The 16,076-nt window shown below is 41.4% G+C and carries 15 protein-coding genes; 4 read left to right on the top strand and 11 right to left on the bottom strand.

The window, feature by feature from the left end:
- Nucleotides 1-158 precede the first annotated feature (158 nt).
- Both AC0VZ9_RS07190 and AC0VZ9_RS07185 read right to left on the bottom strand, forming a co-directional pair.
- A complete protein-coding gene (locus AC0VZ9_RS07190; protein WP_009331397.1) occupies nt 159-1,148 on the bottom strand; it encodes a lipoate--protein ligase in 990 nt (329 codons plus the stop codon).
- A gap of 12 nt (nt 1,149-1,160) precedes the next feature.
- Complete coding sequence (locus tag AC0VZ9_RS07185; RefSeq protein WP_009331399.1) at nt 1,161-1,895, bottom strand: MBL fold metallo-hydrolase; 735 nt, start codon at nt 1,893-1,895, stop codon at nt 1,161-1,163.
- A 227-nt stretch (nt 1,896-2,122) separates the two neighbouring features.
- On the opposite strand from AC0VZ9_RS07185, the gene yhfH reads away from it, so the two are divergent.
- Complete coding sequence (yhfH, locus tag AC0VZ9_RS07180) at nt 2,123-2,257, top strand: protein YhfH (RefSeq protein ID WP_019381436.1); 135 nt, start codon at nt 2,123-2,125, stop codon at nt 2,255-2,257.
- Between the two features lie 52 nt (nt 2,258-2,309).
- Here yhfH and AC0VZ9_RS07175 read toward each other — a convergent pair whose 3' ends face one another.
- The 5 genes from AC0VZ9_RS07175 to hemE form a co-directional block, all read right to left on the bottom strand.
- Nucleotides 2,310-4,478 carry a YhgE/Pip family protein gene (locus AC0VZ9_RS07175; RefSeq protein ID WP_475397176.1) on the bottom strand — a complete coding sequence of 723 codons (2,169 nt, stop codon included), beginning with the start codon at nt 4,476-4,478 and terminating at the stop codon, nt 2,310-2,312.
- 73 nt (nt 4,479-4,551) lie between these two features.
- Nucleotides 4,552-5,124, bottom strand: a complete 573-nt coding sequence (locus AC0VZ9_RS07170) for a TetR/AcrR family transcriptional regulator (RefSeq protein WP_009331405.1) — start codon at nt 5,122-5,124, stop codon at nt 4,552-4,554.
- A 113-nt stretch (nt 5,125-5,237) separates the two neighbouring features.
- Nucleotides 5,238-6,677, bottom strand: coding sequence for a protoporphyrinogen oxidase (gene hemY, locus AC0VZ9_RS07165; RefSeq protein ID WP_475397175.1), 1,440 nt, complete (start codon nt 6,675-6,677; stop codon nt 5,238-5,240).
- Nucleotides 6,678-6,707: 30 nt separating this feature from the next.
- Nucleotides 6,708-7,640, bottom strand: coding sequence for a ferrochelatase (gene hemH / locus AC0VZ9_RS07160; RefSeq protein ID WP_009331409.1), 933 nt, complete (start codon nt 7,638-7,640; stop codon nt 6,708-6,710).
- Nucleotides 7,641-7,766: 126 nt separating this feature from the next.
- Nucleotides 7,767-8,813 (bottom strand): uroporphyrinogen decarboxylase, encoded by a 1,047-nt coding sequence (gene hemE / locus AC0VZ9_RS07155; protein ID WP_475397174.1) that lies wholly within the window; start codon nt 8,811-8,813, stop codon nt 7,767-7,769.
- A 304-nt stretch (nt 8,814-9,117) separates the two neighbouring features.
- On the opposite strand from hemE, the gene AC0VZ9_RS07150 reads away from it, so the two are divergent.
- Complete coding sequence (locus AC0VZ9_RS07150; RefSeq protein WP_475397173.1) at nt 9,118-9,630, top strand: antibiotic biosynthesis monooxygenase family protein; 513 nt, start codon at nt 9,118-9,120, stop codon at nt 9,628-9,630.
- Nucleotides 9,631-9,822: 192 nt separating this feature from the next.
- On the opposite strand, the gene AC0VZ9_RS07145 is transcribed toward AC0VZ9_RS07150, so the two are convergent.
- From AC0VZ9_RS07145 to liaF, 3 genes are read right to left on the bottom strand one after another with little or no spacing between them, the layout of a single operon-like run.
- The gene (locus AC0VZ9_RS07145) at nt 9,823-10,461 is read right to left on the bottom strand and encodes a response regulator (protein ID WP_009331415.1); all 639 of its coding nucleotides are present in this window, start codon (nt 10,459-10,461) and stop codon (nt 9,823-9,825) included.
- Nucleotides 10,458-11,504 (bottom strand): sensor histidine kinase, encoded by a 1,047-nt coding sequence (locus tag AC0VZ9_RS07140; protein WP_475397172.1) that lies wholly within the window; start codon nt 11,502-11,504, stop codon nt 10,458-10,460. The genes AC0VZ9_RS07145 and AC0VZ9_RS07140 overlap by 4 nt, the downstream gene beginning before the upstream one ends.
- 6 nt (nt 11,505-11,510) lie before the next feature.
- Nucleotides 11,511-12,335, bottom strand: a complete 825-nt coding sequence (gene liaF / locus AC0VZ9_RS07135; protein ID WP_475397171.1) for a cell wall-active antibiotics response protein LiaF — start codon at nt 12,333-12,335, stop codon at nt 11,511-11,513.
- A 249-nt stretch (nt 12,336-12,584) separates the two neighbouring features.
- Here liaF and AC0VZ9_RS07130 point away from each other — a divergent pair, with 249 nt between their 5' ends.
- A complete protein-coding gene (locus AC0VZ9_RS07130) occupies nt 12,585-13,991 on the top strand; it encodes a hypothetical protein (protein ID WP_009331419.1) in 1,407 nt (468 codons plus the stop codon).
- Nucleotides 13,992-14,029: 38 nt separating this feature from the next.
- Here the strand turns inward: AC0VZ9_RS07130 and AC0VZ9_RS07125 are convergent, their stop codons facing one another.
- A complete protein-coding gene (locus AC0VZ9_RS07125; RefSeq protein ID WP_009331420.1) occupies nt 14,030-14,692 on the bottom strand; it encodes a phosphatase PAP2 family protein in 663 nt (220 codons plus the stop codon).
- Nucleotides 14,693-14,842: 150 nt separating this feature from the next.
- Between AC0VZ9_RS07125 and AC0VZ9_RS07120 the strand changes: the two genes are divergently transcribed.
- Entirely contained in the window at nt 14,843-16,051 is a 1,209-nt protein-coding gene (locus AC0VZ9_RS07120; RefSeq protein ID WP_071157574.1) for a M20 family metallopeptidase, read from the top strand.
- The last annotated feature ends 25 nt before the right edge of the window (nt 16,052-16,076 follow it).

Raw genomic sequence — 16,076 nt, 5'->3', positions numbered from 1 at the left:
TAAATTTTCTAAATATATTATATTGAAAGAAAGTTTTGTATTCAAGTAGGAAAGCGAATTGTTCACAATTTCTTTTTTATAGAGGACTGCCTTTCGCAAAACTTTATATAAATATAAGAAAAGCCGGCATAATGCCAGCTTTCCAATAAATGATCCCATTAATAAACCAGGTTGATAAATTCGGTCTTTGTCACATTTCCGAAGTAATGCTTAATGTCCACTCCTTCAAGGGCATTTTCAATCTCTGACTTTTCATAGCGAATTCCTGTAAGCTTGCTTTCAATTTCGCTTACATCTCCAACCCCAAAGAAGTCTCCGTAAATTTTACATTCCTCAATTTTCCCTTTTGTGACGTTAAGTCTAATATCAATTTGCCCCACTGGGAAACGATGCGAGTGCTGAAGATCAAATTTGGGTGATTTTCCATAATTCCAATCCCAGTTTTGATAGCGCTCCTTGGACAGCTGATGAATTTTTTCCCAATCATCATTCGTAAGCCTGTACTCTGCAATTTCATCTAAATCACCAAAAATATTCTTAAGCAGCAAAGTGCGAAATTCTTGAATTGTGATTTTTTTATCCAGGAACTCTGAGATATTAGCAACACGGCTTCGAATAGACTTAATGCCTTTCGATTCAATTTTATCTTTCTTTACCTTTAATGCCGAAACGACATTTTCTATTTCGGAATCAAACAAGAGGGTACCATGGCTAAACATTCTGCCTTTGGTAGAAAACTGGGCATTCCCGGATATCTTTCTGCCTTCTGCCATCAGGTCATTTCGCCCGCTCAATTCAGCATTAACACCAAGCTTCTGCAAAGCTTCTACAACCGGCTCGGTAAACTTTTGGAAGTTGTGGAAGCTTTCTCCATCATCTTTTGTGATAAAGCTGAAGTTGAGATTGCCTAAATCATGATAAACAGCCCCGCCGCCAGAAAGCCTTCTGACCACATGGATACCATTGTTCTCGACATATTCAGTATTAATCTCTTCAACTGTATTCTGGTTTTTTCCAATAATAATGGAAGGTTCATTAATATAAAAAAGCAAATAGGTTTCTTCAATATCAAGATTCTTTAGTGCATATTCCTCAATAGCAAGGTTAATTCTGGGATCTGTGATTCCCTGGTTGTCAATAAAAAGCATCTGTGTTCCTCCTCAAAAAGTATGGGACCATTGATAATCCGCAATAGAAATAGGACCGGTATATTTTGTTGAAGCCTCTTCCTTCAGCTTTCGCAGTTCACCATAATGAGGCAAATGAGTCAGCAGCAAATTTTTCACCTTTGCTTTGCTGGCCAATGTTCCAGCATCCAAGCTTGTCATATGCCCAGCATTTTTTCCATTTTGATGACCGTAAAAATTGCATTCGCAAACTAATAAATCAGCATTTTCGCTAAATGCTGCCAGCTCTTCTTTATATGACGTATCAGCCGTATAAATAAGCGTTTTGCCGTCTGCTTCAATTCTCATTGCATAGCAAGGCACAGGGTGATTAGTCTTTAAAAAGCGAATTTGAAACGGCCCTGCAAAGAGAGTGCCATCAGGATCATAGCAGACTCCTTTTGTGATATCCTTGTATGTAAATTTGGCAAATTCATACTGATCAAGAGAATGACCATAGATCGGGAGGGTATCTGTTTTCCTGCCTAAAAAACTCTGAATGAGCCTGGCATGCTGCAGAACCCCTATATCCGCAATGTGATCTGGATGGTAATGCGAGATAATCACTGCATCCAATTCTTCTGGCTGAAAAAAATTCTGCATTTTTGAAAGTACGCCGCTTCCGCAGTCGATCAGCAAATGAAACCCATCATGCTCCAGCAAATACCCTGAACTCGCCCCATCAGCTTTAGGATAACCGCCCCAGCTCCCAATTACAGTTAACTTCATCACGTTTCCTCCTTATTAAAAAAGCGTAAGTTCCTACGCTATGACTGATAACCAAACTCTCAGGGAAAGGCCCATCTTTACTATGTCCAATATACTCGATTATGCCTATTTTTTCACTTTTTTAATATTGTATTGAAACAGGAGTTGACACAAAGATACTGTTATAATACAATAAACTTAAATAATCAAATTATTTAGAACAATATTACAAATCAGGAGGCTTCAACATGATTCAAAACATTATGGAGTTTTTCAGAAACCTGCCGGCAAAACAATGTTCAGAATGCGGGAAGTCGATCGAAGAGCAGCATGAATGCTACGGAAACAAGTGTGATGAATGCATGGGAATAACAGATTTATAGAATAATATATTAAAAGCCAGCCCTGTGGGCTGGCTTTGTTTTTTGCTTATAATCAATCAGCATGCCCTGCAGCAGCTGCAAATCTTTTCTTGTGCATTGCAGTAAAGTAAACAAAGGTTCCTGCAATGAACAGGGCAGCGAAACTCAATAGAATGACTGCATTCTCCCACATGAAATCAAAATTCCCGCTAGAAATGACAGCCTTTAGTCCGGAAACAGAATAGGTCATAGGCAAGTATGAACTGATTGGCTGAAGTGCATTAGGAATCAGCTCAAGCGGGAAAGTACCTGCACTTGTTGTCAGCTGGAGAATTAATATAATTATGGCAGCAAACCGGCCAGGATCACCCATGACGGTGACAAAAAATTGAATAAGCGCGATGAACGTAAGGCTGGTTATGATTGTAAACAGCAGAAACAAAGGTACACTCTGCACTTCCAGGCCAAGTCCCAGCAATAATATCATGGCAGCAATGAGACCCTGAATAATGCCTACTCCAGCAAGAATCCCAAACTTGCTTGCAAACCAGCTAAATCCTGACCGCGGAACGCCAGCCGGCTCCCGAAGCGGAAATACAATTGAAAGAAGCAGAGCACCCACGAAAAGGCCAAGCGACAGAAAATATGGCGCGAACCCTGTACCATAGTTAGGTACTTCTGTAATCTTCTCATTATCTATTTCTACCGGATTTGCCATCATATTATAAGTTTTATCGCTGGCATTTACGGCTGATGCATTTTCAGCGCCATCCGCTAATTTATTTGCTAACTCAGAAGAACCTTCATAGATTTGTGCATTACCTTCGGCTACTTTGCCTGCGCCATCTTCAAGCTGCTTTGTGCCATCTGCAAATGCAGCTGAACCTTGGGTCAGTTTGCCAAGACCTCCTGACAAATCTGCTGCACCGCCTGCTAGCCTGTCTGCTCCGGCTTGGGCTTCACCAAATTTCTGAGCAAATGTTTCCATTCCAGCACCGAAATCTTTATGTCCCTGTACAAGCTGCTGAGAACCAGTTTCCAGATCGGATGCCCCTTGGGCAAGCTGATTTATTCCCTGCTGGAGCTGCAGCTGTCCTTCATTTAGCTGCCCCATTTTTTGGGATAATTCGGCTCCTCCCGCAGATAGTTTACCAGCTGACTCAGCAAGCTGGGCTGATCCAGCCTTCAGCTGGGCAAGCACAGTCTGAAGCTCAGCTTTTTCAGGAGATCCATCAGGAAGCTGCGATATAAAGCCCTGCAGCTTTTGCTCTAAAAGAGCAGTGCCTCCACTGAGTTTTTGTGCCTCCGTTTGCCATTGTTCCAGAGATGAAGATAAGGTTTTCGCTCCATTTTCCACCTGCTCAGTTCCATCAATCATAACAGGAAGTTTTTCCTTTATTGTAACAATCCCTGCTTTTGTTTGTGTAACACCTGCTGACAGCTTTTGACTTCCAGATTCCAGCTGATCAGAAGCTTTACTTAATTCTGATTGGCCTTCAGCTAATTTCCCTAAACCTTCTGAAAGGGATTTAGCTCCTTCTGTCATTTCTTCTGAACCTTTTCTTGCTGAGCTTACACCATTATTGAACTCAATGGATTTATCGGCTAAAAGCGCCAGCTTCTCATGCAGCGTGTCAGAACCATCCTTTAAATCTGCAGCTCCTTCACTGATTTGAAGGGCCCCATTACTTGCCTGTCCAATGCCATCTGCCAGTTCCCCTACCTTATCGAACATCGTTTCAGCATATGTTTCAGTCACTTTTTCTGACAGAGACGCTTTAATTTTTTCTACAGCTGTTCCGCCAATTTGAGCTGATAAAAAATTGTAGCTCTCATTGGGAACGTAAATCAGGTTCATTTTCTGCGGATTGTCTTCCAGGAGAGTGGTTGCATTCTTGGAAAAATCCTTAGGGATTTCAACAAGCATATAATATTGCTGATCATTTAGATCTTTATATGCTTCCTCTTTATCAACAAATTGAAAATTAAAGTCCTTGCTTTCCTTTAATTTATCAACAAGATCATCGCCCAGATGCAATTCATTATCTTCAAATGCAGCACCTGCATCCTCATTAACGATAGCAACAGGCAGATCATCTAAATGATCGTATGGATCCCAAAATGCCCAAAGAAACATTCCGCTGTATAAAATAGGAATAAACACTACTGCGATAATAGGAATCAGCAGTTTTTTGTTTTTTAAGATTGCTGAAAACTCCTTCAAGAAAAGTTTGTTTCTCACCGTAAATCCCTCCGTAATAACTTAATGACTAATTTCCCCATTCGGTCATTTCTCTGAAAAAATAGAGGACTATCTAGTTCGATAATCCTTTCATAATGTATTGTTCAAACAGCATAGCTATTTTTTCTTTTTCCAAAGGTTCATGACGCTGCTCCCAATCAAATATGAGAGCAATATAAAGCTTCAGCATCACAAAAGATGTCAGTTCCGGATCGCATTTCCGGATTTCTCCTTTTTCAATCGCTTGTGTGACTTTGTCTTTTAAATAACTTAATATCGCATCCTCTACTTTCCCAATTACATCTGTAACAGCAGGAGTTCCCATTTCCTTTGCTTCCTGGAAAAGCTTGATTGTCAGCTGATGCTTCATGCGGAATTCAAGTATTTTATACAAACCCCGATGAACATTTTTATGAAAGGGCAAAGAAGGATCAAGCGCTTCATCAGCTGCGCTTTTCATTTCCATAATGAGCGTATGGATAATTTCATCAAACAGCTCTTCTTTATTTTTAAAGAAATTATAAATAGTGCCTTTTCCAACATTTGCAAGCTTTGCAACTTGATCCATAGTGGTTGCTTTATAACCAAATAGAGAAAATGATTTAGTGGCAGCCTCAATAATTTGCTGTTTCCGATCTGCTGACATGAACTCACCTCTTTAGAAAATGACTAAATGAACAATTTGGTCATTAGTACAAAAAGTAATTTACCATACTCTAAATGAAAAAGCAAGCTGAAATGATCCAATATAAAAAGCTGTCACACACGGACAGCTTTTTGCTTGTTGCTTTGCAAGTATTCAACTGCATTTCGAACTGCCTCTTCTGCCTGATCTATGCAGTCAGGAACGCCAAGACCTTCAAATGAACTTCCTGCCAGAAAAATGCCCGGAAGCTTTTCCTGTGCCTGTTTCTTTGCCAGCCCGACGCGCTCTTTATGTCCTACAGTATACTGCGGCATTGAATCCTTCCATCTTGTTACATAAACAAAGTCCGGATTCATTTTAATATTCATTGTTTTATTTAAATCATCAAGTACAACTTTAACAATTTGGTCATCTGACAGATCCACCACTGCTTCATCACCGGCTTTGCCAACGTAACAGCGCAGAAGCACTTTTCCTTTGGGGGTCGAATGAGGCCATTTCTTATGTGTCCAGGTACATGCAGTAATGGTGTAATCACTATGGCGTGAAACAACAAAACCGGTTCCGTCAATATCCCTCTCAATCGCTTGCTCAGGAAAAGCCAGCGCTACAGTTGCCACAGAAGTGGAAGGCATGTCTTTGAACTGCCCAAAAAGTCCCCAGCCAGAGAAAATGCTGCACAGAGCATGGTGGGGAACAGCCATAACCATGCAATCTGCCTGAAGGTTTTCTCCGCCATTCATTTCAACTGTATAGCTTCTGCCAGTCTTCTTGATCGATTCAATTCGATGGCCTTTTAGTACAGTTCCAGGTTCAAGCTTGCTCTCTAGGGCATCGACAAGCGATTGAAGCCCCGATTTGAAAGTAAGGAACATCCCTTCTTTGCTTTTGCGGTTTGCGGCTTGTTTCGGGTGAGAGCCTGTGGACTTTTTCATTCCCAGAATTAAACTTCTATACTTCTGCTCAACCTGATAAACCTGCGGGAAGGTGGCCATAAGGCTTAATTGATCAATATCGCCAGCATAAATGCCAGAAAGAAGCGGTTCAATCAAATTATCGACAACTTCGTCACCAAGCCTTCTCCTGAAAAAGGCACCCAGTGACTGATCATTGGAAGAAGCGGAGCGCGGCAGCACAAAATCTGCCGCAGCTCTTGCCTTCCCTGCGGGAGAGAATAAGCCGGTTGTAATAAAGGGAGCAATTTGTGTAGGAATGCCCATGATTGATCCGCCCGGCATTGGAAATAGGCGCTGTCTTACAAGAACATAGGACTTACCGGATGTATTTCTCACAAGCTCTTTTTCCAGCCCTGCTTCCTTGGCAAGCCGGGACGCACTTTGTTTACGGGCCAGAAAGGAATCTGGTCCTCTTTCGATCACAAAACCGTCTCGTGTTATTGTTTGAATCTTGCCGCCAAGACGATGTGAAGCTTCTATGAGCTTTACATCCAGGGCCATTCCTTTTTCTTTGGCTTCCTTCTGCAGATAGTAAGCTGCAGCAAGACCAGTAATTCCCCCTCCGGCAACAACAACTTTCTGTCTCTCTCCCTGCACGGTAAATCGCCTTCTTTTCTAATTTTTTGCTTATCTATTCAGCAACTTAAAAATGGCATCAGACATCGCATCAATAAACTCTGGCTGTGAATTTGGCATTTCTGGACGGTAATAGCTTGCACCAAGCTCATCAGTGACAACTTTGCATTCATAGTCATTGTCGTACAGCACTTCAAGATGATCTGAAACAAAGCCGACAGGAGCATACACAAATGCCTTGTAGCTCTTGTTTTCATATAGGTCCCTTGTCAAATCCTGCACATCAGGACCAAGCCATGGTTCAGGTGTGTTTCCTGCACTTTGCCAGCCAACGGCATAGTTTTTGACGCCAGCCTGTACGGCAATCAGGTCAGCTGTTTCCTGCAGCTGATGCGGATATGGATCCCCTGATTGCAGAATCTTTTCCGGCAAACTGTGTGCAGAAACAATTAACACAGCTGAATCTTTTTCTTCAGCAGGCATTTTATCGAATGTTTCCTTTACACGATCAGCCCAATATTTGATAAACTTAGGCTCTTTATACCAGCTTTCAACTGATTTTATAACAGGACCGCCAAGCTTTTCAGCCTCTTCTTTGGCTCTGCCGTTATATGATTTTACACTAAAGGTTGAGAAATGAGGTGCAAGAACAATGCTGACAGCCTCTTCAATCCCATCCTCATGCATTTGTCTAACTGCATCTTCTACGAAAGGTTCAATATGTTTTAATCCTAAATACATTTTGAATTCATAATCGTCCTGAATTTCATTTAAATGCTGTTCAAGTTTTTCAGCCTGATCTTTAGTAATTTCTGCAAGCGGTGATATTCCGCCAATCGCTTCATATCTGCTTCTTAAATCTTCAAGCATTTCCTCAGAAGGCTTTCTTCCCCTGCGGATATGTGTATAGTAACGCTCAATGTCTTCTTCCTTATAGGGAGTTCCATAAGCCATTACAAGTAAACCAACTGTCTTTTTACCCATGTCTTCCACCTCAAATAGTTTTGTCTCCAGTCCTTATTGTGCCAAAAATTAAATTGATTACCAAAACTAATGCTCAAGCAATGTGCCAATCGGTTTACCAGACATTGGACAAAGCTGTCCTAAAGGTTACTTGTTTAGTTTGGAAGCAGAGTACTCATGAATAAAAGCAGTTAATTTCTTTAATGTGTCCGGATTAACCTCCGGGAAAACACCATGCCCAAGATTAAATATATAACCAGGCTGGGCCATTCCCTGATCGAGAATAGCTTTTGCTCTTTCCTCTATAACCTCCCATGGTGCAAGGAGAATAGCCGGATCAAGATTGCCCTGGACTGTTTTGGTGATGCCTTTTGCCCTTGCTTCCTGAATCGGAAGTCTCCAATCCAGCCCAACTACATCAAGCGGCAGATCATGCCACTCCAATGCCAGGTGGCTTGCGCCTACACCGAACATGATCAGCGGAACATTCTCTTCTTTTAAGGCAGAGAAAATACGATTCATTACAGGCTTAATAAAATAGCGGTAATCCTCCACATTTAAGGCGCCAACCCATGAATCGAAAATCTGGATAGCTTTCGCACCTGCTTTGACCTGGGATTTCACATATGTAATAGTCATTTCCCCAAGTTTATCCATTAAAGCAAACCAGGCTTTAGGTTCTGCATACATGAATGCTTTCGTTTTGTTGTAATTCTTAGATGGTCCGCCTTCAATCATATAGCTGGCAATAGTAAATGGAGCCCCTGCAAAACCGATTAGAGGCACAGTCAACTGCTCTTGAGTAAGAAGCTTAATAGTCTCCAGGACATATGGAACGTCCTCTTCCGGATTGATTTCCCCAAGCTTTTCTACATCCGCTATGGAACGGATAGGATTTGAAATAACAGGGCCGATTCCTGATTTAATTTCCACATCAACCCCAAGGGCAGGAAGAGGTGACATAATATCTTTATAAAGAATGGCAGCATCATTGTTATATTGCTCTACCGGCAGCCTAGTAACATAGGCACAAAGCTCAGGCTGGTGTGTAATTTCAAATAGGGAGTATTTTTCTTTTATCGCTCTATATTCCGGCTGCGAACGGCCAGCCTGGCGCATATACCAAACAGGAACATAATCTGTCTGTTCCCCCCTCGCTGCCTTCAGAAATGTATCGTTAAATGAGTTCGTCATTAAATTTTATCCACCTTTCAAGACTTGTCTGCGTATTATTGTAATATATATATACCAAAATTAGAAATCGCCAGTATCTATCCTTTATGACTATATCCTTTTTTCTCTGTTTTTGTATAGATTTGAAGGACAAATGTCAAAAAATTGACGTTTTTAACTATCTAAATAAGGGAAAATTAAAGATTGTAAGGATATTAGCTCATAAAATTTTTCAATTAATGAATGAAATGTTTAACAGCATGATATTTTCACTGAAATGACTTTCAAAAAACACTATAAACTTTTCCAAGTGGAGTGAGAAAAAATGAAGATATATATGGCAAGAGGAACTTACGATTTTTTGAAAAAAATTGAAAAAAAGCACTCCAATGAAAACATGGTTGTAATGCAGAATACTGAGAGTGCCTTATTAATCCATGAAACAGCAGGAGCCTCCATCTTTAAAGAACCTCGTTCCTATGAAGTAATTGATTCTTCCGGTACATTCAATGATGCAGGATTTGCAGTTCTGAATAATATACCTGTTACAGATGAAGGCAGGCCGCTTTTTGAGCACCGGTTTAAAAACAGGGCAGGACTTATTGAAAATGAACCGGGATTTACGGCCATCCGGGTTCTGCGGCCACTTGAATCAAACACATATATCATTCTAACACTATGGAAGGATGAAAAATCCTTTAAGAACTGGCAGAATTCCAAAGCATATGAAAAAGCACATGAAAAACGCGGGACGGAAAGCGGCATCGATAAGACACCGAATATATTCTCCAGCCCTTCATATGTGACCCAATATTATATCCCTGAAGAAGAGAAATAAGAAAAGCGGAAGCGCCTAGCCCCCCCCCGACAAGCACAAGACGAGCCTTCCGGAAAGGCGTCCTTTGCCTTTTTGGGAGGATTGGCTTGTGACCTCGAGGGGGTAGGCGCTGAAGCTAGACAATTATCTAACTTAAGAATTCATACATTCTTTTAATTTAATAAAGGATGAGCTGCAGCAGCTCATCCTTCTCTATGCCTGTCTTTTAATTATGCCATTTCGATTGGCATAAACTGCTGCCTGAGTACGGTCAGTCACACCCAGTTTACTGAGGATATTGCTTACGTGTGTTTTGACTGTTTTGATGCCAATGAACAATTCCTCACTGATTTCCTGGTTTGTCATCCCTTCCCCAATGCAGAGCAGAACATCAAACTCCCTTTCAGTTAAATCATCGTGAGGCTTTTTTTCTTTTTCTCTAAAACGGCTTACCATTTTCCCCGCAACCTTTGATTCAATAACGGACTCTCCTTGTGCAGCTTTCTTAATTGCATTCACAACCTCGGCAGCATTTGCTGTTTTAAGCATATAGCTGAACGCACCCGCTTCAATTGCCGGGAAAACTTGTTCATCATCGTAATAGCTGGTTATGATTATAATTTTGCACCCAGGATAGCTTTTTAAAATCTCCCTTGTGGCTTCAATTCCGTTCCCATTTTCCATCAGCAGATCCATCAGAACGATTTCCGGCCGTTCATTGAGTACAAGCTTTACAGCTTCATTTCCGCTTTCTGCTTCCCCAATTACCTTTATTCCAGCTTCCGTTGCCAAATAAGATATAATGCCTTTTCTTACCATTTCATGATCATCCACTACAGCAACACTGATCATTTCAGCCTCTCCCCTTTTGCCGGAATTTTAATATCTATATAGGTTCCTTCATTTTTCTTAGAACGTATTTTGAATATTCCTCCAACTTCTTCACAGCGTTCCCTCATTGTCTTCAGCCCATAGGAGGTGATCCTCTCTTTATGAGGATTAAAGCCTTTTCCATTATCAGCAATAAAAAGATTAATGTAATCTTCTTCTTCCGTTAAGGTTATTTTTATATTCCCTGCATCAGCATGGCGGAGTACATTAGATAGGGCTTCCTGCACAATCCGAAACAAATGCTCTTCCGCTGCTTTTGAAAGATTTTCAATCTCATCAATGCTTGCATTAAAATCGATGTTTGTCTTTGCCTTTAACTCCTGTATCAGCTTAATAATTCCATCGCATAGCCTGTCATCACTCAGCTGCACTGGTCTCAAATGGAGAAGAAGCGCCCTCATTTCCCCCTGCGCTTTCGCAGCGATTTGAGAGATTTCATTTAACTGCTCTCTTGCTTTGTCGCTATCTAAATCGAAAACTCTTAGGGCAGCTGAAGACATCATACTCAAAGCGAAAAGCTGCTGGCTCACTACATCATGCAGATCCCTTGCCAGGCGCTGTCTCTCTTCCATCACAGCAGCTGAATGGGCTGTTTGTGCCAGGATAGACTTTTCATCAGCTAGCCGCTGCATGGAAAAAACCTGCACCTGGATATTTTCCGCCAGCTGATTCAGTTCATCTGAAATTAACCCTATCTCATCTTTTTCATAGGATTCCATCCGATCAGCATACTTGCCGCTCCTTAATGTTGAAACAAATAATAAAATATCACCGAGCCTGCCTTTAATTAAGTAGCTGCCCTTAAGTCCAAAGTAGGCTCCTGTAAGAAGTAAAATGGTTAAAGCATACAAAAAAAGCGAGAAGGTGCTCTTTATCGTCATTGGCGATTCAGGATTATAAAATAGATACACCTGTAATCCGACAAAAAAGATTAATGAACTTATAATGGCCATCATAATAAAACTCTGTACAAACCAATACCTGATCCCGGTTTTTCTCATCATATACCCCTATACTTTATCGATCCGGATGGATCCAATTTTTACTTGTACAGCGATTCTCAGCTTTCTTGATGCTTCATCGTAACCGGGCGACTTATATTGAAGACTGCGGTTAATGTCACCTGTCTTTTGATCAAAAATGCGAATGTCCCCTATATTAATATTTGACTGGATCATCACGGGAATGTTTTCAGGAATGATCATTTTTACATCCCCAATCCACCCTCTTACAATGACAGGTGTCTCTTTCTCCGGGATGAAGGCCTTGCTGAAATCAATAAAATAATCACCGATCATTGTATATAAATCCATTGGCTCCAGAGACCAATTTGGCTGTTTAAAATCCACATCGCCAATCGAAAAACCTCTTATATTTTTAAGCGGCTGCGGGCTTTCGTATTTTGATATATTAATAACCTTCTTCTCCGCTGCACCCTTGTTTTTTTCATATATTTCCGCTGGGAAATCCTGTTCAAAATGAATCTTCAAACGATCTCGTTTCAATAAAATATTAATGCCGAAAAAAATAAGGAACAAGGGCCAAAGTTTCCATATTTCCATAAACCTAAATTCAGTTACTTCAAAACGATCAAGGATTAATAGAAAAGAAAATACTATTAGAAATAACCCGGGAAACATTCCGCTCCGGCTTTTCTTCAACATGTATGACAGCAGGTAATGGAGTCCTGCAGCCAATAAAATAAAGGGGTAAATTACGACAAATACCTCTTTTATTTCCAAGGAAATGACACCTATGTTCATAAGGAGAAGCAAAACTCCAACTGCTGATAAAGTTACCGCGAAGATGATCTGATTAACTGACCTGTATCTCATAGGCGTTCCCTTCCTTCTTTTCTCCTATTCTTGTATTCGCTAAAATAGAAACCTTTTCCTTCAATATATTCATTTTATCACTCAGCTGTTTTACCGAAACATTCCGCAGAGTGGTTCAGCCTCCGCCTCCGGACGGATGCAATTCATATCACCATTTATTTCTTCCCATCATATTCTGTACTACATTCCAAATCGGGTGATTCGCCTAAATCGGCGCTTCTCTATGGAATTATGAAAGGGGGAAAATAGATGGGAGTTGAACTTACAGCCATCCATTGGATTTATGTTCTTTTTATTCTGTTAATTATTGGTTTCATGATTATGAGGAGAGATACAACCCTTGTCTGTATTGCAGGCATCTTTTTAATTGCCATAACGGCTACCGGCTCCTTAAGCAGTTCAGTCAGCAGTATTTTTACCAGTTTTATTTTTGCCATTACAGAACTCCTTTCCACCATACTGGTCATTTCGATAATTGTCGCCATGAGCCGGACACTGACCATAACTGGAATCAATGATGTCATGATCTCTCCTTTTACCAAATTAATCAGGACACCAGCGCTCGCCTATTGGACTATTGGGATTTTGATGATGGTCATCTCATGGTTTTTTTGGCCATCTCCTGCAGTTGCATTAATGGGAGCAGTACTTCTCCCAGTAGCCATCCGGGTTGGATTGCCTGCTTTGGGCGTGGCAATGGCCATGAACCTATTCGGACACGGCATTGCATTATCCGGGGATTTTATAATCCAGGCTGCACCGAAGTTAACTGCCGATGCAGCCGGGCTTCCTGTCGGGGAAGTCATATCAGCCAGTATTCCGCTTGTTATTATTATGGGAGCAGTGACAACTATTACAGCTTTTTATCTTATAAAGAGAGACATGAAAAGCGGAAAGCTGAATGCAGCAACAGGACTCACCGTGGATACCCCTGCCGAACTTCAGTCTGACGCCAGTCAACAACATTTGCTATCACTTAATCAAAAGCGCTTTTTTGCCCTATTCATTCCTGTCTTATTTGCTGCTGATGTTGCTGCCATGTTTGCACTCGACCTCCAGGGCGGTGACGCAACAGCTTTAGTAGGCGGGACATCGATTTTCATCCTTCTGATGATTTCGCTATCTGCACATCGGAATAAAGGCCTTGAAAAAACAACTGGCTATTTAGTTGAAGGCTTCCAGTTTGGTTTTAGGGTTTTTGGCCCTGTAATTCCAATTGCAGCTTTCTTTTATCTGGGGGACGCTGGATTTACTCAAATGATAGGAGACTTTCTGCCAAAAGACTCTCATGGAATCGTTAATGATCTTGGAGTTGGCCTGGCATCCGCTGTACCTTTAAGCAAAGAAGTAGGGGCCATTACATTAACAGTGGTTGGCGCTATTACCGGCCTTGACGGATCTGGTTTTTCCGGCATATCACTTGCCGGCTCGATTGCAAGCCTGTTCGCGGCAGCCATAGGCACAGGCGCGGCAACCCTAACAGCTTTAGGCCAGGTAGCCGGAATCTGGGTAGGCGGAGGTACACTTGTTCCTTGGGCCCTCATCCCTGCAGCAGCCATCTGTAATGTAGACGCTTTTGAACTGGCACGCAGGAATTTGCTTCCGGTGACAATTGGTTTAATTGTGACAACTATTGCAGCCATGTTTCTCATTTAAAAAGCAGTAAAGAGACTATCTGCGATAGTCTCTTTACTTTATGCCGAGTCTCTCTGGTGTGAATTTCTTCTGAACATTGACTTTAGTGCTGCGTAAAGTGAAATCGTAATAAATACCCAAATATATCCTGCTGCAAATCCCGCTGCAATATCTGACGGATAATGTACACCCATCACAATCCGGCTGATTCCCATTAGAAAAATCCATATGCCAGCTAATATCGCCGTGATCCATTTTGCAGACTTGGACTTTAATTCGTCAATGATAAAATAGGCCATAACCGCATAGAGGATCATCCCAATCATTGCATGTCCGCTCGGAAAGCTGAGACTCGCCACATCAACCAGATGTTCCTGATCAGGGCGCGGCCTGCCAATAGCCTCTTTAAGCCACTTATTTACTTCATTTCCCGCTGCAACAGCAAAAACAACTGATGCCATCGCTTCATAATTCCTATATTTAAACAAAAGTAACAATAAGAATGCCAATGTGATAATTCCAACACCGGCTTTATCTCCCAAAGTGTCCATAGCTTCAAAAAATGGATGGGTATTTTCTGAAAACAAACCTGTAAAAAATTTCGAAAAATAACGATCAAATTCCAGTGATGCTCCGATATTAACAGAAGCCAAAAAATAGAGAAAAACTGCCGCAGATACAGCCAGGAAAAAGTATGCCCATTTAGATTTATGCGTTTCCAATCTTACTAATACCTCCCATTTAGCATTTTAATTTATAGTATCATCTCTGATTCATTTGTATTATGTTAAGTTTTAAAAAAGATTTCCCCCTTTAACCTATTAAAGAATGTTATAATAATGAAAAAAATTATAAAGATAGGAGAGGAAATCATGTCCGAAACGTTATTTAAAAAACTGGAAAGCTATTACGATGAAATGGTCTCCATCCGCCGCTATCTTCACCAGAACCCTGAAGTATCCTTTAAGGAAGAAAAGACGGCTCACTATATCAAAACCTATTATGAAAATCTGGGGATTGAAGTCCAGGGGCATATAGGAGGTAATGGGGTTGTTGCTAAGATCTATGGCAGCAAACCAGGAAAAACCATCGCTTTAAGAGCCGACTTTGATGCACTGCCTATCCAAGATGAAAAGGATGTCCCATATAAATCATTGGTACCAGGTGTTATGCATGCTTGCGGACATGATGGACACACAGCAACCTTGCTTGTGCTGGCAAAGGCACTCAATGAACTTCGCGATGAACTAGAAGGTACATATGTCATGATTCACCAGCACGCCGAGGAATATGCCCCAGGCGGCGCGAAATCGATGATCGAAGATGGCTGCCTTGAGGGAGTCGACGCCATTTTTGGAACTCACCTATGGGCATCCGAACCAACAGGGAAAATTCAATATCGAGTCGGTCCATTTATGGCGGCAGCAGACAGGTTTGAAGTTTCCATCCAAGGAAAAGGCGGACATGGAGCACAGCCTCACAAAACAAAGGATGCTATTGTAACTGCGGCTCAGCTGGTCGTGAATCTTCAGCAAATCGTCAGCAGAAAAGTAAATCCCATTGATTCTGCAGTAGTAACAGTTGGATCATTCGTAGCTGATAACGCATTTAATGTAATTGCCGATAGAGCAAAATTGATCGGAACCGTCCGTACATTTAACGAGGACGTCCGCACCAATATCGAAGAGGAAATCGAGCGCATTGTTAAAGGAACATGCTACACAGCAGACAGCTCCTATGACTATCAATTCCATAAAGGCTATCCTGCTGTTATTAATCATAAAACAGAAACCGAATTCCTGGCTGAACTTGCAGGGAAGATTGATGAAGTCAAGTGGGTAGAAGAAACAGAGCCGGATATGGGCGGGGAAGATTTCGCCTACTATCTCCAGCAGGTTAAAGGAACCTTCTTCTTTACAGGTGCAAGACCGGAAAACACAGATGAAAATTACCCGCACCATCATCCAAAGTTTGATATCGATGAAAAAGCCATGCTGATCGCAGCAAAAACATTGGGATCAGCAGCTTTAAACTATCATAGCTTTCATGAAAGCAAGGATTCTGTCGAGGTAGGATCGTAAGAGGTAATATAGATTGGGCCAGGCG

It is taken from the genome of Cytobacillus sp. QJM3NY_8 (assembly GCF_056173585.1).
This window is presented reverse-complemented; position numbering and strand designations above follow the sequence as displayed.